The organism is Bradyrhizobium sp. Cp5.3, assembly GCF_000426265.1.
In the GTDB taxonomy this organism is placed as follows: Bacteria; Pseudomonadota; Alphaproteobacteria; order Rhizobiales; family Xanthobacteraceae; genus Bradyrhizobium; species Bradyrhizobium neotropicale.
The window spans coordinates 1-18,187 of the sequence record NZ_AUFA01000010.1; the positions used below are offsets into that span (position 1 = coordinate 1).

Consider the following 18,187-nt stretch of genomic DNA (forward strand, 5'->3'; position numbering starts at 1 on the left):
TCGACCTCGATCTTGCCGCCGTGGAAGCCGATCCGTCCCCGCGTTCGGCCCCAACGGTGCGCCCGCCGCGCCGCATCGCGACCGTGGCGCGGCCCGCAGGCCGCCGTGACATCCGCCTCCATCATCGTGCCGAGCGCCTCGATCCCCGCCGCAAGGCAGAACCGATCAAAGCTCGCCCGCACTTCTGCAAACGCTTCGTCCACAGCCCCAGTCGCCGGCGAACCAGCCGGTGTGATATCTCTCGTCATGGCGTTGCTCTCCTTTGTGGAATCAGCACCCCGAGCCTACCGGCTCAAGGTGGGCAACGCCGACCTCTTCAGAAATTCAACAGAACCCGGGACATCCCCGCCTAAACCCGGAACGGCTAGCCTAACGCAACCTACGGGCGTGGGAAAGCGCAGATGCCATGCTCGTGGCATGAACGACACGCTCGGCTTCGTGCCGGCATAGGTCAGCACCTGCTGGCCGCGCCGAGCGGCGCCGCTCAGGCGGCGGCAAGCCTTTCGATAACTTCTCGGGACCGCGAGAATGGCACGGCGATCGCCCCGACCTGGAGCAAGTTCAAGTCTGCCGGCGACCAATCATCCTCGTCGTCGTAGACGATGCGCTGAATGATGTTCGGGTTCTCATTCGCCTTAACGTCGAGGTTTGCAACAACACGTGCATTGATCGAGGAGGCGTCGTTGGATACCGGATCGACTATCAGCTTTCGCTCGTGCCCCAAATCGATGACGTTGGCGAACTTATGTCGCTTGTTGCTGTGCCCCAGGACAAACTCATTATGAGCCACGCGCTTGTCAAAGCGGTTCGTTAGGAAATCAGCGAGCAGCGCTTTGAAGTCGCGTGTCCGCTTGATTTTTACATGGTCAAACATCCAGCGAGCGACCTCTTGTGAGGTGTTCGCCACAAGCAAAATTGCCAAGGGCGCAGACATAATCGGCATCTGCGGCGTATAGATCACGCTCTCCCTGATGGTCAGGCCGTGCTCATTAACGAGGTGCGATAGCGCCCGATCGTAGTCCTTGACTTCGATGCCTGCTGCCAGGGCTTCGCCGAGCGCACCCCCTTCGTCAGAAGCGACGATCGTTTGGTCGCCGCCGCGAACGGTTACGCGGACCAAACCGTTCGAGGGGTACATGCAATGGGTCGTCACAACGATGCCATCCTCGACGCGCTTGACCGAAGCGAGTTCAGACAACCCACTTTGCGCCAACGTGAAAAGGTCTGGAGCATTGCTCATAGCAGCAACCCTGGTTCCGGAAGGCCCATAGCGTGGCCGCCCGGTAAGGAATCTATATTCGTGTCCGTGCAAAACCAACGCAAAATTGCATCAAACGTTCGACCGGCCTCCGTGTATGGCAGGGCGTCGTGAAGCTTTGGTGGCTTCGTCGCTCCGCGGAAGAAACGTTGGTTAACGGGCCATGAATGATAGTGTGGGCCCACTACGGCTGGCGACACTAATCCCTGCTTGGCGCCGTCTATCGAATTAATGTGCGTCTCGTCAGTATAGTCCAGCCGACAGACGGGCACGGGCATGAGGATCTGGAGCCGAAATTTCAGCTCCCTGGCCCGTGGGAACCCCACTACCCAGAGCTGGCCGCGGAGTTCGCCGCCAACCTCCAGGGGATACTTCATGACGACTTCGTGCGGGCTGAATCCCGGCGCCCACGTAGGAGCCGTGTCGAAGCCCACAATTCGCTTGCGACTGGCCATATAGGCCGTGATCGCAGCGACCATTTCCCCCCGAGTCGCCATGCATGCGCAAATTGTGGCATGTCGGCAGTTTCCGCAATGGTTATCTCGCTTCGCTGGCAGCGCTTCAGAAGCTTAGCCGGGGAGGCTCGCTGATGCCGCCCTTGTGTTGTTCGTCTGTGGGGGTATGGCCAGCGCAGAAAAACGCATGGGTGCGGCCCGGCACGGCGGCAATCGGCCCTCACAGCCAGGGTGCTATCCGGTGCACCGACCACTTTGCAAAGCGCATTATGAGCAGGGCGCAAACGTTCCTGGCCCGGAATAGTGTGGGCAGCCGTCTGGTCGGCGGCGAGATATCGGTTGGCATCGCCTAACTCACTTCTTGAGATAGCCTTGCTTTCGAAGGTGATCCGCCAGCAGCTTTTCCACGTAGCTGGCAACTGAGCGGCAATCATCGGCTGCGGCCTTCTCAGCGGCGGCCTTAACTTCATCAGAAACGCGAACCGAGATGGCTGATGTTTTGACCATGGGTGCAATTGTGTGCAGTTGACAGACAATTTGATGAGTTTAATATGCACCCACTTGCACACAAATGCAAGCGGCCCGCCGGAGTGTTGGAAGCACTCACGGCGGGCCTGACCCTCACCATGGAGCGACCCATGCCAAAGGCTAATACTACCATACCCGCCACTATAAGAATTTATAGTGAGGCCGTTCACACCCGCCGAAACGTCCTCTCTGCTGTTGGATCGGCCGCCGCCGTTGCGGCTATTCCGGCCCCCGCGTCAGCACTTCATGCCGCCGACCTAGACCCGACCTTCGCGGCGATCGATGAGCACAAGCGGGCCATAGCCGCCTACGACGAGATAGTCGACCAGCAAGATCATCTGGAGGACGCGATTCCGGAGGAGCAGCGCCGATCGACGGAGTCCCAGATCGTGGAAGGCGACGCCCCGGAATGGATCGCGTTCCAACAGGCAATGGCGCGAGTCGGCACCGCTGAGCAAGATGCGGAATGCGCGCTCGCTGACGTTATGCCCACGACCCTGGCAGGCGTGATCGCGCTGTTGGAGCACGCGCAAAAGATCGAGGCAGGCCTCGGCTTTAGGGGGGATCTCGTTGAGGACGAAAATGACGTCGGTCATAGCTGGTGGTGGTTTGCCAGCCGCAATATCACCGCGGCGCTCCTGGCGATCTGTGCTTAGGAGGGTGCCATGCGAAAATCTGCCGGAAGAACTATCGCGACCAAGAAAATGCCAGCTCCCAAGCGCCATGGTCTGGGCCTGATCAGCGCAGCCCACGTGAGAAAAACGGCGACCTTGCCCTATCTCAAGTTCGAACTGAAAAAACGGCGCAAGCCGGAAGATGTCGGGGATCTGGTGGCTATCTATGACTCCTACATCGCCGCGGCCGATGCGATGCTAGCCATTGCAAATCAGCCTCGGGCCAATGGTATCGACCTTATCAACGATGAGTGGAACTGGTTGCTGCGACGAGCATGGGAGACCGCGGAGCACATGAAGCGGCTGCAGCCGGCCAACAAGGGTGATCAAGAGCGGTTCGTGCAAACGCTCTTCAGCTGCGCGCTGGATATGGGCAGCAACATCGATGAGGCCGTTTCCGTCCTTCAAGCAGCCGTGGCTCTTGGAACGGCTGAGGAGAAGCAGAAGGCCACCTGATCCGACGTTTCCCAGCCCAGAGCCCGCCGGTCATTCCGGCGGGCTTATTGTGTGAGAACGCATGACGAACGCATGAAATCCGTGTGGGGATTTGCGGGGGTAACTCATTTCGGCAATCCGAAATCCCTCATACCTTCAATGTACCCAACAGGAACGAAACTGGAACAGCATTGCGCGGGTATTTATACTCACAGCACATCAGTCAACAAAGGAGTCGCGTGCCCATGAGCGAAAAACAAGTGGCGATGACGATCGATCTGCCGAGCGACGTCAAAGATTGGCTGCGCGCCGAAGTGGCGCGGATGGGCTCCTCGCAGCGGAGCGAAATCATCAGAGCCCTGCGGCAGCGGATGGACGCCGAGCGCGAGAAGGCGGTGCGCTGATCGATGTCGCCCACGCCGCGAGCGCTAACGTTAAACGAGGTCGCGGCGCAGCTGCGCAAGACGTCGCGTTGGCTGCTCGAATGGCTGCGCAAGCATCCTCGGGACAAGCACGGTGAGCCCTACTATACTCCGGTCGGACGGGATAAGATTTTTCACCAATCCGACATTGCCCGCATCGAAAGCGCACTTAGGGAGGGGTTGAAGTGCCGCTCAGTCTCAGGCCGCCCCGCGCCGGTAAAACGCCGAATTATGAAATCCGCGGAACATACCTCGGATGCCGAGTGGAAGTTAGCAGCGGATCTCCTAAACGATCCGTCGCTCTCAAGCAGCTCAAGCGCATCGAAGAGTGCATCGAGGACCACGGCCAATACCCAGCGCCCGAAGCTAAGCCTGATCCAGGGGAGCCAACCTTCTTGAGCGCGTCGATCGCCTATCTCAGGGACGGCCGCAGCCGGCGCTACGTCGCGCCGCTCGTGAAGCATTTCGGCAAGACGCCACTGCGGGAGATGACCCAGAAAGCCATTGATGACGCCGCCGTGGAGATCCTGCCAACGGGAGCCCCAGACTACCGCAACCGTGCGGTTTATGCCCCGACGATCACGATCCTGCGTCATGCCCTCGGCGACAAGTGTCCGACCTTCCGCCGCCCGAAGGGGGCGAAGGGCCGCCAGAAGAAAGACTTCATGTGGCCGGCCGACGCCTTTGCCATCATCGGCGAGGCTGACAAGATTGATCCGGAGTTTGGCCTATACCTGCGGCTGCTCCTTTATACCGGCATCCGCAAGAGCGAGGGCCTGAAGGCGCTGGCGGCCGACACCAAGCCGGAGGAGCGCGCCGCCTGGCTGCGCACGTCGAAGAACTCAGACCCCCGTATGCTGAAACTGCGGGAGGACATCGTGGCGCCGCTGGCAGCGCATCTCGAGAGCCACACGGGAGAACGCCTGTTCAAGTTTAACGATGGCGGCCACTTCAAGCACATGCTCACGCGCGCAAAGCTTGCAGCCTGCTCCCTGCCCTGCCCGAAGCGTCGGCCGGTCGGCTGGAAGGCTCCAGAGCATCGCCTGTCGTTCGTTGGCTTCCACACCTTCCGACATACGTGGGCGACGTGGATGCGCCGCTACGGCGGGGCCGACGTGCAGGGGCTGGTCGAGACTGGCAATTGGCGCGATCCGCGCAGCGCGTCCCGCTATTCCCACGTCGTCGCCCGCGAGGAATGGGATCGTGTGGACAATCTGCCGGCCATGGGGACTGGACGGGGAAAAGCAGCCAATGAGTGAAATTCATCAGCATATTCAATGGGCGGACTTTCCTCCCCCAATGGCTGGCCGCAACTTTTTTGAGGCGAGCGATCACACCTGCCGGGCTTGCCGCGACCAAGGCACGCGCGCCGCAGTGAAATCCTGCCACGTGCCGCGCAAGGACGGAGCGACGCCCACCGCCGCGCGCGCCTGCCAGCCGGCGATCGCGGCCGCGGCGGTGGCGCTGTCGGGCGTCTCGGCACCAACGCCGTTGAGCAGCGTTGCCGTGACCGCCATGTCGTTGAAGGCGCCGAGTTCCTCCTGCAAAGCAGCCAATCTGCGCGAGAAGCGTCGCGTCGACTTGCGATCTTCGAATAGCGGTAGCAGGAACTCGCTGAGATAGCGCAGCCTCTTCGTCGCCAGCCGCAAGCGGTGGAGCTGTTCCGCATCGCGCGACTTGAAGCGCCGACCGCGCTTGAGCACCTTCGCGTACTGCTCCGACAGGATGCGCTCCGCAAAGTTGACGGCGGGCTCGGCAAGGCGGCCGAGATCTTCGGCGGCGATGTCGTTGCGCCAGCCGCGCGCCTCGATCCAGCCACCGAGGCTGATCACGAAGTTCGCGCATCGGCGGTCACCGAGCGCCTGATGTGCCGTACGATAGCCGTCCGACTGGCGCCTGGCGGCGACCTGTTCCAGCGCATCGAAGCCGGCAACCATGGGACAGGCCTTCGCAATCGTCGGCAACGTCTGCAGCTGGAACACATCCCAGTCGCGCGCAGCGGACATATTCTGCGCCAGCCATTTTACCTCGGATCGCAGCGCATCGAGGTTGCTGAGCGAACCCACCGATCGCATCAGGTCCAGCGCCGATCGAAGACGGCGCAGCGAGACGCGAAGCTGATGAACGCCCTCGGGGTTGCGACCGTCCTCGGCAGCCGGCAGCGACTGAACGAGATGATGGAAGCAGGATCGCAGGATCGCCGCGAAGGCCTCGTCGAGGGCAACTGCCGAATCGAGGCGAAATTTTTGCGGTCGCTTTGCCGATGGCGGCGTGCCGGCAGCAAGATCGAAGCCGCGCGCCGATTTGCTGCGGATCGACGGCTTCACTGCGCCATGCTCGGCAAGCCGCAGCGCAATCTCATAGATCGTGCTCGGGCTGCCGCTCTTGAGCTCCAGCTCGATCTCGCTCACCGGCATCGATCGATCGCCCGCCTTCAACAGCCCCTGATCAAAGGCGACCTCGACCGTCCCGGACGGCAGGTCGATGATGCGCGCGTGGCGATGGATATCGGTCGTGAAGACGGCTTCGAGCGATTGCGCTTCGAGACCATCGCGAAGCTTGGCCGGGATGAAAGGCATCGCCAACCCAAGATCGGGCGCCATCGACGGGACGCTTGCCTCCCACTCGCCGCGGCGAAGGGGATCGTCCGCGGCGTCGGTCTTCACCGTCTGCACGAAGCGCGCGCCAGTTTGTCGAACGCGCAAGCTCAACCCGCCACGTCGAAGCGTGCGCTCCGGCGTATCGTAGTAGACGGACTTCAGATGTTTGCGCGCGCCCTTGTTGCGCGCATTGCCCGCGATGATCGGCGCGGCATTGAAATGCGCCATGCGATCGGCATCGACGAGCAGCTTGAGCTCGATTTCACCCGCAGATTGCGCGGCACCGTTCGGCAGAGGCCGCTCCGGCGTGGCCGGCTCGCTGCGAGACGGCACTTCATGATGCGCAACGTCTTCGGTCAGCGTCGGCGCAGCACCGGGCTCCGCGAGTTGACTGGAGGCGGCGGCGGATTGCTCCGCCCTCTTGTTGTCCTGCGAGACAGGACTCCCATCCGGCCCGTTCGGAGTCTTGCGGGCCGACGTTGCGTCGCGTTTTAACATTTCCGGTGACATGACGATTCTATGACAGTTCGACAACATATACCGGTCGCAAGGCGCGAGGAAAGCAGGATCAGGAAAACTCTCGAAAATCCATCTCGCCAAGTGAATTCATTTGCGGCTCAGCGTCGCAAGTGATTGAATTGTCAGCAATCCGGTCACTTCAACGGAGATGAATTCGTCAGCGAGCTTGACTCATGCTAGCGGAAAAATTCTTCCTGGTCCTGGAGACACTGAGAAGTCACGCGTCCGATGACAGGCCAGAGATTGTGACAAGCCCTTCGAGGCCCGTCACACCCCCTGATATTGCAGCCAATTCACGGCGCAAAGAGCCGGTCGCGGACAAACGGGACTAGATCTGGTCCAATTTCAGCGCATCACACCTTCGCGGGGCGTGCGAGATGCGAGTGATGCACGTTTTGTCAGTGCGCAAGACTGTTTTTGTAGATCTTCCCGTCCTTCATGATCACAACGAAGTTCTTCGCGGGATCTTCGACCAGCCTGATGTTGTCGAGCGGATTGCCGTCGACGAGCAGGAGATCGGCGAACGCGCCTTCCTCGACCACGCCGAGCTTACCGGGATAGGGATTACGCGGACCCGACAAGCTCAATAGTTCCGCGTTGGTCGATGTCGCCATCGCTAACGCTTCGGCCGGCGTGTACCAATGCGTGAGCGCGGCAAGCATGGCACCTTGCTGTTCCGCCAGTGCTTTCGAGAACAGAACGTCGGTGCCGAACGCAGTCTTGATCTTGTACTTCCTGGCCAGCGTGTAGACCCTGTCGGTGCCGGCAACCACCTGCCGCATCTTGTCTTGTTCCGCAGGTCCGAGCGCGGCTGCACCGGCGAGATCCAGGAACGGCTGCGTGCTCAGCCAGATCCCCTTCTCTGCCATCAGGCGGGCGCTTGCCTCGTCCATGAGGTGCCCGTGCTCGATGCATTTGACGCCGGCGGCGATCGAGCGCTGGATCGCGACCGGCGTGTACGCGTGCGTCGCGACATAGGTGCCCCAATTCTCGGCGGCTTCGACCGCCGCGCGCAGCTCGGGCTCGGTGAAGGTGGAGACGTCGAGCGGGCTGAAGGGCGAGGCCACCCCGCCCCCCGCAGTGAGCTTGACCTGCGAAGCGCCCTGCATGAGCTGCTCGCGCGCTCGCACGCGGACCTCGTCGGGACTGTCGGCGACCATGCTGCCGCCGATTTGCTCCATGCGGCTCAGCATCCCACCGATCGTTCGCGGCAGATCGGAGAGTTGCCGGAAGTCACCATGGCCGCCGGTGATGGTGATCATGGCGCCGGACGGATAGATGCGCGGACCCGCGACGAGGTCGTCGTCGATGGCCCGCTTCAGGCCAAAGCTCGGCCCGCCCATGTCGCGCACGGTGGTGAAGCCGCGCATCAGTGTTGCGGTCGCCTCGGCGGCGGCGAGCAGATTGTTGTAGCCGACATCGCCTGCGAGCACCGCCGCCGGCGTCGGACGCACCAGCATCGCGTGCCAATGCGCGTCGATCAGCCCGGGCATCAACACACGCCCGCCGCCGTCGATGACTTGAGCTGTGGCCGTGATGTCAGCGGTCGAAATCTTCGCGATGGTCTTGTTGCTGACGAGCACGTTGGACGGCGCGGAGACCGCGCTGCTCTTTCCGTCGAAGATCCTGACGTTGCGGAACAGGACCGCGGAGTCCTGCTGGGCCCATACCGACGACAGGCTGCCTGAAAACATCGCAACGGCGGCAAGCAATGCGGCGACTCCGGCCGGCATCCTCAAAGCCAACATGCCCGGTCTCCGCAGAGGTGAAGGTCTACGCAGAGCCAAGTTGACGCCTACGTTTAGTTCCCGTCAACCTACAACCATCGCGACTCTGCGCAGCCCTGCCATCTGCTTTGACTTGAGATCGCAGCGATTTCGCTCAATTGGATCAAAGAGACAACGTCACCAGCAACGTCACCGCACAAGGGCGCATCGTTCACGCCCCCAGCACGTCCGCGAGCCGTAGCTCGTCAGCGGCGGGGTCCTTCAGGAACAGCTCGGCCTCGATCTCCCTGAGATGCGACAGCATCTGTCCGCGCGCGGCCACCTTGTCGCCCTTGCGGATCGCGGTGACGATCTCGGCGTGATGATTGGTGCCGCAGGCCGGCGTGTCGTGGCGGCGGTAGAGCAGTATGATCAGTGAGGAACGCGCGATCAGCTCCTTCAGGAAGCCGAGATAGATGCTGTGGCCGGACATTTCGGCGATGAGGCGATGAAACTCGCCGGAGAGCCGGACCGAGGCCCGCGCGTCACAGCGCCGCTCGGCCTCGCGCTCCTCGGTGAGATGCCGCCCGAGCCGATCGAGCCAGTCTGGTGACACCGCATCGATGGCATGGTCGACGATCATGGGCTCGATCAGCCGGCGCGCCTCGAACACTTCACGCGCATCGGCGGGACTGGGGCGCGCGACGAAAGCGCCGCGATGCTTCTCGATGTTGACGATCCCCTCATGCGCGAGCTGCTGCAGCGCGGTGCGGACCAGCGTGCGGCTTGCGCCATAGATATCGCCGATCTCGTCCTCGCCGAGCTTTGTCCCCGGCAGCAAGCGATGCTCGAGGATCGCCGCGGTCACACCCTCCCGGATGCGGCTGACACGATCGCTCGCGTCTGGCGCGTCGGATTTCGGCTGGGATTTGGCGGCCATGGATGTGCGGGCTCGATCTGCGAATATCGGCCACGAATGTTAGTCGACGAGCCGTATCCAATCACAGGCGAAACTTTATACAATCTTCGCCCGTTTTGTGTGCAGGTGATTGCACAGGCAGCGAGCCGCCGAGGTGCACCGGATTCGATCTAACGATCTGAGTTTGCTGCACAGTTCCGAAATCCGACCTGAGACGGCCGCTTGGCACGGACCTTGCGGAGAGAGGCGCAGCACCTCCCTTCCTTCGGACACGCCATGGCCACTCCCGCAGCCCTCGAACTGGTCGCCGTCACCAAGCGCTACGATACGACGCTCGCGGTCGACGACGTCAATCTGAAAATCCCGGCCGGCACCTATTGCTGCCTGCTCGGTCCTTCCGGCTGCGGCAAGACCTCGACCTTGCGCATGGTCGCAGGCCATGAGGCAGTCAGCGCAGGCGACATCATCCTGGGCGCACAGAACGTCACGGACCTCGAGCCTGCCAAGCGCGGCACGGCGATGATGTTCCAGTCCTACGCGCTGTTTCCGCATCTGACCGTGATCGACAACGTCGCCTTTGCGCTGAAGATGCGCGGCGTCGACCGCGCGGGCCGGCACAGGCGCGCCGGCGAACTGCTGGAGCTCGTGGCGATGAGCCCCTATGCGGCCCGGCTCCCGGCGCAGCTCTCCGGCGGCCAGCAGCAGCGCGTCGCGCTCGCTCGCGCCCTCATCACCGAGCCGCAGATCCTGCTGCTCGACGAGCCGCTCTCCGCGCTCGATCCGTTCCTGCGGGTGAAGATGCGCGGCGAATTGAAGCGGCTGCAGCGCGAGCTCGGCATCAGCTTCATCCAGGTCACCCACGGCCAGGAAGAGGCGATGGCGCTCGCCGACCACATCGTGGTGATGAACCACGGCCGCATCGAGCAGCAGGGCACGGCGCGCGACATCTTCCACCATCCCCGCACCGAATTCGTGGCGCGCTTCATCGGCGGTCATAACGTGCTCAGCGACGCCGGCCGGCTCATCGCCGTGCGCGCCGATCAGCTTGGCATCGTGCCGTTCGCCGCCGGCGCGTTCGGCGCGCCGGCGCTGCTGACCCAGACCGAGTACCAGGGCTCCTATGTCGCCGTCTCGCTCACGCTCGACGATGGCACCGCCCTGTTCTCCCACGTTCCCGAAGCCACCTTCGACGTCCACCCGTTCCGTCCGGGCGATCGCGTGCTGGCCACTTGGGATCCCGCCAAGGCGCAACGCCTGCAATAGCACTGATCGTTCGTGACAATGCGCAACAGAGGAGTGACTGATATGACCGAGACCACCAGGACGACCGGCGTCAGCCGCCGCACGCTACTCAAGGGCACTGCGGGTCTCGCCGGCCTTGCCGCAGGCTCCGGCGCGATCACGGGCTTTCCCTATGTGAAGTCGGCGGAAACGAAGGTGCTGCGCTATCTCGGCACCGCCGTGAACGAGGGCGACGACATCTCCAAGCAGTGCCTGAAGGACACCGGGATCAAGATCGAATACATCACCGCGACCACCGACGACGTCACCAAGCGCGTGATGACCCAGCCGAACTCCTTCGACGTGCTGGACACTGAATATTTCTCGCTGAAGAAACTCGTGCCGTCGGGCAACATCCTTGCCCTCGACGCCAAGAAGATCAAGGAATTCGACAACATCACGCCTGTCTTCACCAGAGGCGAGACGCCCGGCGGCAAGAAGATCGGCAATCAGGGCACCGCGCCCTGGAAGGTGCTCTATCTCGAAGGCAAGGACTCCAAGACCTTCTCCAAGACCGCGACCGAATTCGTCACGCTGATCCCGACCGTCTACAACGCCGACACGCTCGGCATCCGCCCCGACTTGATCAAGCGGCCGATCAGCTCCTGGTCCGAGCTGCTCAATCCCGAGTTCAAGGGCAAGGCCTCGATCCTCAACATCCCCTCGATCGGCATCATGGACGCCGCGATGGTCGTGGAAGCCACCGGCAAATACAAATATGCCGACAAGGGCAACATGACCAAGGAAGAGATCGATCTCACCATGAAGGTGATGACCGAGGCTAAGAAGGCCGGCCAGTTCCGCGCCTTCTGGAAGGACTTCAATGAGAGCGTCAACCTGATGGCGTCCGGTGAGACTGTGATCCAGTCGATGTGGTCGCCGGCAGTGACGAAGGTGCGCTCGATGGGCGTCGCCTGCACCTTCCAGCCGCTGAAGGAAGGCTACCGCTCCTGGGCCTCGGGCTTCTGCGTCTCCAAGGGCGTCTCCGGTGCCAAGCTCGACTGGGCCTATGAGTTCGTCAACTGGTTCCTGTCCGGCTATGCCGGCGCCTATCTCAACCGCCAGGGCTACTACTCGGCCGTGCTTTCGACCGCGAAGGCCCACATGGAGCCCTACGAATGGGCGTACTGGATGGAAGGCAAGCCGGCCGAGAAGGACATCAAGGCGCCCGACGGCTCGCTCTTGGAAAAGGCCGGCGCGGTGCGTGACGGCGGCTCCTACGAGGACCGCATGGGCGCGGTCGCCTGCTGGAACGCGGTGATGGACGAGAACGACTACATGGTCCGCAAGTGGAACGAGTTCATCGCCGCGTGATGGATACCTCGGAAAACATCCTGCATCAGGCATCCCCGGGCCTTGCCCGGGGATCGGACACGGCGCGCGCGAAAGCGGCGCGCCTGTCGCCCTCCTTCATCTCCTGGCTCCAGGCCGGGCCGATGATGCTGGTGTTTCTCGCCTTCTTTCTGATCCCGCTGGTCTTCGTCGTCATCGTCTCCTTCTGGGACTACAACGAATACCAGCTGCTGCCGGCCTTCTCGGGCCGCGGCTATACCGACACCTTCGAAGGCTGCATCGCGCAGCTCCCCGATCTCTGCACCATCGGCAAGACCTATCTGAAGACGCTGAAACTTTGCTTCATGGTCTGGGCGATCACGCTCTTCATCGGCTTCTGGGTCGCCTACTTCCTCGCCTTCCATGTGAAGTCCAAGACCTGGCAGATGGGGCTGTCGCTGCTCTGCACGATCCCGTTCTGGACCTCCAACGTCATCCGCATGATCGCCTGGATCCCGCTGCTCGGTCGCAACGGTCTCGTCAATTCTGGACTGGTCAAGAGCGGGCTGGTCAACCAGCCGGTCGAATGGCTGCTCTATTCCGAATTCTCCGTGGTGCTGGCGCTCGTGCACCTCTTCACCTTCTTCATGGTGGTGCCGATCTTCAATTCGATGGTGCGCATCGACAAATCGCTGATCGAGGCCGCCTATGACGCCGGCGCGACCGGCTTCCAGACGCTCGTCAACGTCGTCATTCCCCTGGCCAAACCCGGCATCGTGATCGGCTCGATCTTCGTCATCACCATCGTGATGGGCGATTTCACCACCATTGGCGTGATGGGCGGGCAGCAGATCGCCGCCGCCGGCAAGATCATCGAGACGCGGTTGAACGCGCTGCAATTCCCGGCAGCGGCAGCGAACGCGGTCATCCTGCTCGCCATCACCTTCCTGATCATCACCATGATGTCGCGCATCATCGACATCCGGAAGGAGCTGTAGGCGATGACGGAGGGACGCCCGCGCAGCTTCTATGTTCTCGCGATCTTCTTCGCGGCCTATGTGCTGTTTCTCTACGGGCCGATGATCGCGATCTACATCCTGTCGTTCCAGGGACCGCAGGGCGGCCTCACCTTCCCGATGAACGGGGTGTCGACCTACTGGCTGGCAAAACTGTTCGAAGGCACGGGCATCGTCGACCTCGGCGCCGCCTTCCGCCGCTCGCTGCTGCTCGGCCTCGTGGTGATGGCCGTGACCGTCGTGCTGTCGGTCGCCGCCGGCATGGCCTTTCGCAGGAAGTTCAGGGCGCAGAGCATCCTGTTCTATTCGGCGATCGCCAGCCTTATCGTTCCCTCGATCATTACATCGCTCGGTATTTCGCTTGAATTCCGCATCATCGACGATCTGATCAAGGCGCATTGGAACGAGAACTTCGAGACCTCGATGGGGCTCTTGACCTCGGGCCTCGGCGCGCATCTGACCTGGACGCTCCCGTTCGGCCTGCTCATCATGTTCGCGATCTTCAATCGCTTCGATCCGCGCCTGGAGGAAGCCGCCCGCGATCTCGGCGCGACGCCGTGGCAGACCTTCCGCCATGTCGTGCTGCCGATCATCCTGCCCTCGGTGATCGGTATCGGCCTGTTCGGCTTCACGCTGTCCTGGGACGAGCTCGCCCGCTCCAGCCAGGCGATCGGACCGGTGAATACGCTGCCGCTCGATCTCCAGGGCCTCACCACGACCGTGACGAAGCCGGACATCTATGCGCTCGGGACGGTGATCTCGGCTGTGTCCTTTGCCGTGATCACCCTTGCGCTCGGCACCATCCACATGCTGAACAAGCGGCAGGCGGCCAAAGGCTCGGACGCCGGCAAGGGTCTGGTCTGAACTGATGCGACTTCACGTCGTCAATCCCAATACCACCGCGACGATGACGGCGAAGATTGCCGCCGCCGCGCGCGCGGTCGCACTGCCCGACACCGTGATCGATGCGCGGCAGCCCACGATGGGCCCGGTCTCGATCGAGGGCTTTTACGACGAGGCCTTCGCGGTGCCCGGCATGCTCGGTTGCATCCGCGAGGCCGACCGCGACGGCGCGGACGCCCATATCATCGCCTGTTTCGACGACACCGGCCTCGATGCCGCGCGCGCGGTCGCGCAAGCGCCCGTGATCGGCATCGGCGAAGCAGGCTTCCACATGGCGAGCCTGATCGCCGCGCGCTTTGCCGTGGTGACGACGCTCAGTGTCTCCATCGTGCCGATCGAGCATAATCTGACGAAGTACGGTCTCGCCGCGCGCTGCGCCAGCGTCCGCGCCGCCGAGGTGCCGGTGCTCGCGCTCGAGGAGCGCAATGCCGATGCGATTGGCAAGATCTCGTCGGAGATCACGGCCGCGATCCGCGAGAATCGCACCGAGGCCATCGTGCTCGGCTGCGCCGGCATGGCCGATCTCGCCGCCGAACTTGCCGACACGCACGGTCTTCCCGTGATCGACGGCGTCGCCGCGGCGGTGACGCTTGCAGAAGGATTGGTGCGGCTGGGGCTGAAGACCTCGCGGCTCGGGCCGTACGCGTCGCCGCGGGCAAAGGCCTACTCGGGTCTTCTAGCAAGCTTTCAGCCCTGAGCCTTGGTCAAAAGAAATAGGTTCTCCGTCTCGCCGAACGTCGTCTATGCACGAATCCCCTCACGATGCACTGATGCCCACCTCTAGGTCCACCACGAGACCAAGGTGGTCACTGAGCCAAACACCGTCGATAGGCTTGTCGAATGCAAGGCACGCACCTTGCACCTTCGCATGGGCTTTCGGGTGTGCGTTAAGATTCGAAGCACGGTCTGGCCGGCACTGATCCGCTCTCTTTGCGGTTCAACGGCGAAGCTGGTTTCCCCATGGCGAACCCGATCGCCGCACGCTTTTGCGGTTTCCAGTCGTGATGCTCGGCCGCCGGTCCCGCGAACATGAATATTTTTTGACACGCGACAACCAAGCGACCCAAGTTTCGCCCTAACCTGTGTTAAGAAGTCGCACCAGTGTTTCTACGGGGTTTGTATGAAAAAAGGCGATGTCACGTGTTCCGCGTGTGGTGCCGGCTTCCGCCGGCTTGAGCTGGCGACGCCGCCGGCGAGCCAGGGCGAGTATCGCTGCCCGGCCTGCAACGAGGTTCTGGAGAAGTTCGACGGTCAGGCATTCATTGCGTACCGCATGACGATCCAGCCGTCGATGAAGGCCGCGCGGCCCTAGCGGTTGACGTGACGAACTTCACGTGACGGGCACAGCACAGAGCTGGCCCCTCGCAACAAGACCTGCTCCTCGTCCACGCTGGATACGGCATGGACGGGGAGCTCTTTTTTGGGCGAGCCCGGTCCTGACCTTCCCTTTCGGGACTGGAAAAATTGCGTTTTTTGGCTCGCGGCCTCCTTTTCGTCCCATTCCTTGCCGAACTGTAACGTTTTCGGGACCTCCCGGCACCCTCTGAGGCTGCCGGTCTTCGCCACTCACCAAGTTTCAATTTGGGTTTTGTCAGCGATGATCGATCTCGCAGAGGATAAACCGACCAATCCCCTCCTTCGCATCGGCGCCCAGCCAATCGCGCTGACCGCCGCAGCCCTTCTATTGCTGATCGCCGGCGTCACCTCGATGGCGATCTGGCGGGCCTATACCGGCCATGCGCCGGAGGCGGACCGCGTTGTGACGTCGCGACTGCTCCAGGCTCGCACCGCGCAGGCTTCCGAGCAGCTTGTCGAGAAGACCAAGGGGCTGGAGGCCACCCAGCAGGAGTCGATCGACCAGCTACAGGTCGTGCAGGATCAGCTCCAAACAGTGAAGCGGCTTCTGGCGATGCAGCAGTCCGATACCAAGCGCCTGTCGGAGCAGGTTGCCACCCTCAACGAATCCATCGACGGCTTGCGGCAATCCTTCGCCAGCGTTCGGGCCACCGAGGCCGAAACCCCGTCGGTTACCCGCAGGAAACCGGCGCGGCGAGCGCATGCGAGCGCCCGGCACCACAAGTCGCGCAGCTGATTCGGCGACGAACGACGCCGACTTATATTTTGCCGGTTGTGAACTGGATCACATTCACCCGTATGATTCCACGCCATGCTCGCCGGTACCGGATGGCGTGAGCCAATTTCAATATCCGGGGCTGGCAAGGTCGTTGACGGTATACTGCGTCAACGGCCTTGTTTTTTAGATCACCAGGCGGCCGTCCTGCCCTATTCGCAGACATCGACGCGGCGGATCCGCCATCCCCTGGGCGTCATGACGCGTTGCCGCGCGACGTAGCAGCCGCCATAGCCGCCGTTGGCATCGCCGTACCCGGAATCGTAATAATAGGGATCGCCATAATAGGGGTAGCCATACCCGTAATAGCCATACCCTGCGCCGGCGAGACCCGCGCCGATCGCGACGCCGGGCCAGAAGCCGCCGCCGTGCCAGTGGCCGTGCCAGCCGCCACCGTGAAATCCGCCTCCGTGGAAGCCACCGCCATGGAAGCCCCCGAAGCCACCCCGTGCCTGCGCCGCCTGAGGCGCCAACAGTCCGACCGCCGCAACGGCCAAGGCAGCCATGATCATCTTGCGTAACATCACTCAACCCTCTGTGTGGAAACCGTCCACACTTCAAAGCAATGCCAAAGCTAATGTCCTTTGGGAATTTCGGACAGGCATGCTGGCTCACTTCCGCGCGAGCATCAGCAACCGCGGCAAATGCTCTTCATCTTCCTGTCGAGCAGCTTGTTCTCCGCAGCGACGGCGGCGTCCACGCCGCCCCCCGTGCCGGTGGTGACGCCCGGCGCCGCATTCGGACCGGAGGATTGGGCCGTGCCGAGACTGTTGGTGCCAGGCGGTGGCGCCGGCGCATTGGCCACACCGTTTGTCGATCCTGCCGTGGTGCCGGCGGTCGATCCTGTGGCGCCGGTTGTCGATCCCGTGGCGCCACCGGTGGCTTGCGCAAGCGACGCAGCCGGCAGCGCGGCGATGGCGCAGATCACGATCAAAGCTTTGACTGAAACGGTTGCAGAGGAGCTTGCAGACGACTGGGCCATCGGAAATTCTCCTTTGCCGGTCAACCGCGCCAGCGAGCACGCGTTCCGGAACAAATCCCGTCGCGTCCGCTTGAACCAAGGAGGCGGCCACGATCATGCGCAAACTGATCGCGTTCGACGAGGATACGTTCGACAAGCTGAAGCAACTGGGGCGCGACCGGATGGCGACGTTTCAAGAACTCGCGGATGAAGCCTTTGCCGATCTGTTGAAGAAGCACGGCATTCCCGTCGACCTCAGGGACGCCCTGCGCAAGAGCGCCAGGCTCGACAGTCAAGAGAGCAAACCGGCCGCGCGTCCCAAGGCCAGAAAGGCGAAATCACGATGACAGATTGCGATCCCTTCGCAGAAGGCGAGCGCGCCGCACGCGAAAACATTCCGGCGGAATCCAATCCGTATCAGGATGGCAGCGATGAGCATGCGCTGTGGGCCGCGGGCCACGAGAAGATTGCGAGCGCGACTGAAACTCGCGAGTCAGAAGGCAGTTGACCTCAACCGATCCGCTTCAGGCCCTTGTTAAAGCGCGGGCCGTTGGCGACGTAGAACTTCGCCGCACTCCCCATCCTCTGGACCTGGGTGTCATCGAGCGTGCGGATCACGCGCGCGGGCGAGCCAATGATCAGGGAGCGTTCGGGAAATTCCTTGCCCTCGGTGATGACGGAGCCGGCGCCGACGATGCTGTTGCGGCCAATCTTCGCGCCGTTCATCACGATCGAACCCATGCCGACAAGCGCGCCGTCCTCGATCGTGCAGCCGTGCAGGATGACGTTGTGACCGACGGTGCAGTTCTTGCCGATGTGAAGCGGAAAGCCGAGATCGGTGTGGCAGGTCGAGCCGTCCTGCACGTTGGAGCCCTCGCCGATCTCGATCCACTCATTGTCGCCGCGCATCACCGCGCCGAACCAGACGCTCGCGCCGGGCTTCAGGCGCACGCGGCCGATCACGGTCGCGGTCTCCGCAATGAAGTAATTGCCGTCGGCCGGAAGATCGGGCGCCTGCCCGTCGAGCTCGTAGATCGCCATGGGGGTCTCCTGTCACGCTTCCCCAAGGCATAGCGAAACGGCGGGCTTGGCGCAAAGGGCCGCGCT

20 protein-coding genes and 1 pseudogene are annotated in these 18,187 nt (G+C 62.5%); 12 read left to right on the forward strand and 9 right to left on the reverse strand.

Going from position 1 to position 18,187, the window contains the following annotated elements; all coding sequences use genetic code 11:
• The 3 genes and pseudogenes from K289_RS44470 to K289_RS51580 all read right to left on the reverse strand — a co-directional run.
• A pseudogene (locus tag K289_RS44470) lies at window positions 1-248 on the reverse strand (IS256 family transposase); the annotation flags it as partial.
• A gap of 236 nt (window positions 249-484) precedes the next feature.
• The gene (locus tag K289_RS0115740; protein ID WP_027552407.1) at window positions 485-1,240 is read right to left on the reverse strand and encodes a hypothetical protein; all 756 of its coding nucleotides are present in this window, start codon (window positions 1,238-1,240) and stop codon (window positions 485-487) included.
• Between the two features lie 827 nt (window positions 1,241-2,067).
• Window positions 2,068-2,220: a hypothetical protein gene (locus K289_RS51580; protein WP_198024716.1), complete on the reverse strand. Its 153-nt coding sequence runs from the start codon at window positions 2,218-2,220 to the stop codon at window positions 2,068-2,070.
• A 131-nt stretch (window positions 2,221-2,351) separates the two neighbouring features.
• Between K289_RS51580 and K289_RS0115755 the strand changes: the two genes are divergently transcribed.
• From K289_RS0115755 to K289_RS44480, 4 genes are all read left to right on the forward strand, one after another.
• Window positions 2,352-2,897 carry a hypothetical protein gene (locus K289_RS0115755; RefSeq protein WP_156917999.1) on the forward strand — a complete coding sequence of 182 codons (546 nt, stop codon included), beginning with the start codon at window positions 2,352-2,354 and terminating at the stop codon, window positions 2,895-2,897.
• 9 nt (window positions 2,898-2,906) lie between these two features.
• Complete coding sequence (locus tag K289_RS0115760; protein ID WP_027552410.1) at window positions 2,907-3,371, forward strand: hypothetical protein; 465 nt, start codon at window positions 2,907-2,909, stop codon at window positions 3,369-3,371.
• 224 nt (window positions 3,372-3,595) lie between these two features.
• Window positions 3,596-3,754 (forward strand): Arc domain-containing protein, encoded by a 159-nt coding sequence (locus K289_RS50470; protein ID WP_198024717.1) that lies wholly within the window; start codon window positions 3,596-3,598, stop codon window positions 3,752-3,754.
• A gap of 413 nt (window positions 3,755-4,167) precedes the next feature.
• The gene (locus K289_RS44480; protein ID WP_051310599.1) at window positions 4,168-5,031 is read left to right on the forward strand and encodes a tyrosine-type recombinase/integrase; all 864 of its coding nucleotides are present in this window, start codon (window positions 4,168-4,170) and stop codon (window positions 5,029-5,031) included.
• A gap of 72 nt (window positions 5,032-5,103) precedes the next feature.
• Here the strand turns inward: K289_RS44480 and K289_RS0115775 are convergent, their stop codons facing one another.
• The 3 genes from K289_RS0115775 to K289_RS0115785 form a co-directional block, all read right to left on the reverse strand.
• Window positions 5,104-6,870 (reverse strand): CYTH and CHAD domain-containing protein, encoded by a 1,767-nt coding sequence (locus K289_RS0115775; RefSeq protein WP_027552411.1) that lies wholly within the window; start codon window positions 6,868-6,870, stop codon window positions 5,104-5,106.
• Between the two features lie 419 nt (window positions 6,871-7,289).
• Window positions 7,290-8,585: an amidohydrolase family protein gene (locus K289_RS0115780; RefSeq protein ID WP_245283940.1), complete on the reverse strand. Its 1,296-nt coding sequence runs from the start codon at window positions 8,583-8,585 to the stop codon at window positions 7,290-7,292.
• 244 nt (window positions 8,586-8,829) lie between these two features.
• Complete coding sequence (locus tag K289_RS0115785; protein ID WP_027552413.1) at window positions 8,830-9,537, reverse strand: GntR family transcriptional regulator; 708 nt, start codon at window positions 9,535-9,537, stop codon at window positions 8,830-8,832.
• Between the two features lie 255 nt (window positions 9,538-9,792).
• Here K289_RS0115785 and K289_RS0115790 point away from each other — a divergent pair, with 255 nt between their 5' ends.
• The 7 genes from K289_RS0115790 (at window position 9,793) to K289_RS0115825 (ending at window position 16,080) form a co-directional block, all read left to right on the forward strand.
• On the forward strand, window positions 9,793-10,779 hold the full coding sequence (locus tag K289_RS0115790) for an ABC transporter ATP-binding protein (protein ID WP_027552414.1): 987 nt from the start codon (window positions 9,793-9,795) through the stop codon (window positions 10,777-10,779).
• Window positions 10,780-10,821: 42 nt separating this feature from the next.
• Window positions 10,822-12,111 carry a PotD/PotF family extracellular solute-binding protein gene (locus tag K289_RS0115795; RefSeq protein ID WP_027552415.1) on the forward strand — a complete coding sequence of 430 codons (1,290 nt, stop codon included), beginning with the start codon at window positions 10,822-10,824 and terminating at the stop codon, window positions 12,109-12,111.
• A complete protein-coding gene (locus K289_RS0115800) occupies window positions 12,111-13,067 on the forward strand; it encodes an ABC transporter permease (RefSeq protein WP_027552416.1) in 957 nt (318 codons plus the stop codon). Before K289_RS0115795 ends, K289_RS0115800 begins: the two co-directional genes overlap by 1 nt.
• A 3-nt stretch (window positions 13,068-13,070) precedes the next feature.
• Window positions 13,071-13,949: an ABC transporter permease gene (locus K289_RS0115805; protein WP_027552417.1), complete on the forward strand. Its 879-nt coding sequence runs from the start codon at window positions 13,071-13,073 to the stop codon at window positions 13,947-13,949.
• Between the two features lie 4 nt (window positions 13,950-13,953).
• Complete coding sequence (locus K289_RS0115810) at window positions 13,954-14,685, forward strand: aspartate/glutamate racemase family protein (RefSeq protein ID WP_027552418.1); 732 nt, start codon at window positions 13,954-13,956, stop codon at window positions 14,683-14,685.
• 423 nt (window positions 14,686-15,108) lie between these two features.
• Window positions 15,109-15,300: a hypothetical protein gene (locus tag K289_RS0115815; protein WP_027552419.1), complete on the forward strand. Its 192-nt coding sequence runs from the start codon at window positions 15,109-15,111 to the stop codon at window positions 15,298-15,300.
• Window positions 15,301-15,585: 285 nt separating this feature from the next.
• Window positions 15,586-16,080 (forward strand): hypothetical protein, encoded by a 495-nt coding sequence (locus K289_RS0115825; RefSeq protein WP_027552421.1) that lies wholly within the window; start codon window positions 15,586-15,588, stop codon window positions 16,078-16,080.
• Window positions 16,081-16,271: 191 nt separating this feature from the next.
• Here the strand turns inward: K289_RS0115825 and K289_RS0115830 are convergent, their stop codons facing one another.
• Window positions 16,272-16,643, reverse strand: a complete 372-nt coding sequence (locus tag K289_RS0115830; RefSeq protein WP_027552422.1) for a hypothetical protein — start codon at window positions 16,641-16,643, stop codon at window positions 16,272-16,274.
• A 104-nt stretch (window positions 16,644-16,747) separates the two neighbouring features.
• Window positions 16,748-17,101 carry a hypothetical protein gene (locus K289_RS0115835; RefSeq protein ID WP_027552423.1) on the reverse strand — a complete coding sequence of 118 codons (354 nt, stop codon included), beginning with the start codon at window positions 17,099-17,101 and terminating at the stop codon, window positions 16,748-16,750.
• 95 nt (window positions 17,102-17,196) lie between these two features.
• On the opposite strand from K289_RS0115835, the gene K289_RS44485 reads away from it, so the two are divergent.
• Window positions 17,197-17,427, forward strand: coding sequence for a hypothetical protein (locus K289_RS44485; RefSeq protein WP_035684865.1), 231 nt, complete (start codon window positions 17,197-17,199; stop codon window positions 17,425-17,427).
• Between the two features lie 163 nt (window positions 17,428-17,590).
• On the opposite strand, the gene K289_RS0115850 is transcribed toward K289_RS44485, so the two are convergent.
• Entirely contained in the window at window positions 17,591-18,121 is a 531-nt protein-coding gene (locus tag K289_RS0115850) for a gamma carbonic anhydrase family protein (RefSeq protein WP_027552424.1), read from the reverse strand.
• Between the last annotated feature and the right edge of the window lie 66 nt (window positions 18,122-18,187).

What these genes read in the sequence shown, in the direction of transcription:
- K289_RS0115740 (WP_027552407.1), bottom strand. Translation starts at nt 1,240, where the DNA reads ATGAGCAATGCTCCAGACCTTTTCACGTTGGCGCAAAGTGGGTTGTCT.
- K289_RS51580 (WP_198024716.1), bottom strand. Translation starts at nt 2,220, where the DNA reads ATGGTCAAAACATCAGCCATCTCGGTTCGCGTTTCTGATGAAGTTAAG.
- K289_RS0115755 (WP_156917999.1), top strand. Translation starts at nt 2,352, where the DNA reads ATGCCAAAGGCTAATACTACCATACCCGCCACTATAAGAATTTATAGT.
- K289_RS0115760 (WP_027552410.1), top strand. Translation starts at nt 2,907, where the DNA reads ATGCGAAAATCTGCCGGAAGAACTATCGCGACCAAGAAAATGCCAGCT.
- K289_RS50470 (WP_198024717.1), top strand. Translation starts at nt 3,596, where the DNA reads ATGAGCGAAAAACAAGTGGCGATGACGATCGATCTGCCGAGCGACGTC.
- K289_RS0115775 (WP_027552411.1), bottom strand. Translation starts at nt 6,870, where the DNA reads ATGTTAAAACGCGACGCAACGTCGGCCCGCAAGACTCCGAACGGGCCG.
- K289_RS0115780 (WP_245283940.1), bottom strand. Translation starts at nt 8,585, where the DNA reads ATGTTTTCAGGCAGCCTGTCGTCGGTATGGGCCCAGCAGGACTCCGCG.
- K289_RS0115785 (WP_027552413.1), bottom strand. Translation starts at nt 9,537, where the DNA reads ATGGCCGCCAAATCCCAGCCGAAATCCGACGCGCCAGACGCGAGCGAT.
- K289_RS0115790 (WP_027552414.1), top strand. Translation starts at nt 9,793, where the DNA reads ATGGCCACTCCCGCAGCCCTCGAACTGGTCGCCGTCACCAAGCGCTAC.
- K289_RS0115795 (WP_027552415.1), top strand. Translation starts at nt 10,822, where the DNA reads ATGACCGAGACCACCAGGACGACCGGCGTCAGCCGCCGCACGCTACTC.
- K289_RS0115800 (WP_027552416.1), top strand. Translation starts at nt 12,111, where the DNA reads ATGGATACCTCGGAAAACATCCTGCATCAGGCATCCCCGGGCCTTGCC.
- K289_RS0115805 (WP_027552417.1), top strand. Translation starts at nt 13,071, where the DNA reads ATGACGGAGGGACGCCCGCGCAGCTTCTATGTTCTCGCGATCTTCTTC.
- K289_RS0115810 (WP_027552418.1), top strand. Translation starts at nt 13,954, where the DNA reads ATGCGACTTCACGTCGTCAATCCCAATACCACCGCGACGATGACGGCG.
- K289_RS0115815 (WP_027552419.1), top strand. Translation starts at nt 15,109, where the DNA reads ATGAAAAAAGGCGATGTCACGTGTTCCGCGTGTGGTGCCGGCTTCCGC.
- K289_RS0115825 (WP_027552421.1), top strand. Translation starts at nt 15,586, where the DNA reads ATGATCGATCTCGCAGAGGATAAACCGACCAATCCCCTCCTTCGCATC.
- K289_RS0115830 (WP_027552422.1), bottom strand. Translation starts at nt 16,643, where the DNA reads ATGTTACGCAAGATGATCATGGCTGCCTTGGCCGTTGCGGCGGTCGGA.
- K289_RS0115835 (WP_027552423.1), bottom strand. Translation starts at nt 17,101, where the DNA reads ATGGCCCAGTCGTCTGCAAGCTCCTCTGCAACCGTTTCAGTCAAAGCT.
- K289_RS44485 (WP_035684865.1), top strand. Translation starts at nt 17,197, where the DNA reads ATGCGCAAACTGATCGCGTTCGACGAGGATACGTTCGACAAGCTGAAG.
- K289_RS0115850 (WP_027552424.1), bottom strand. Translation starts at nt 18,121, where the DNA reads ATGGCGATCTACGAGCTCGACGGGCAGGCGCCCGATCTTCCGGCCGAC.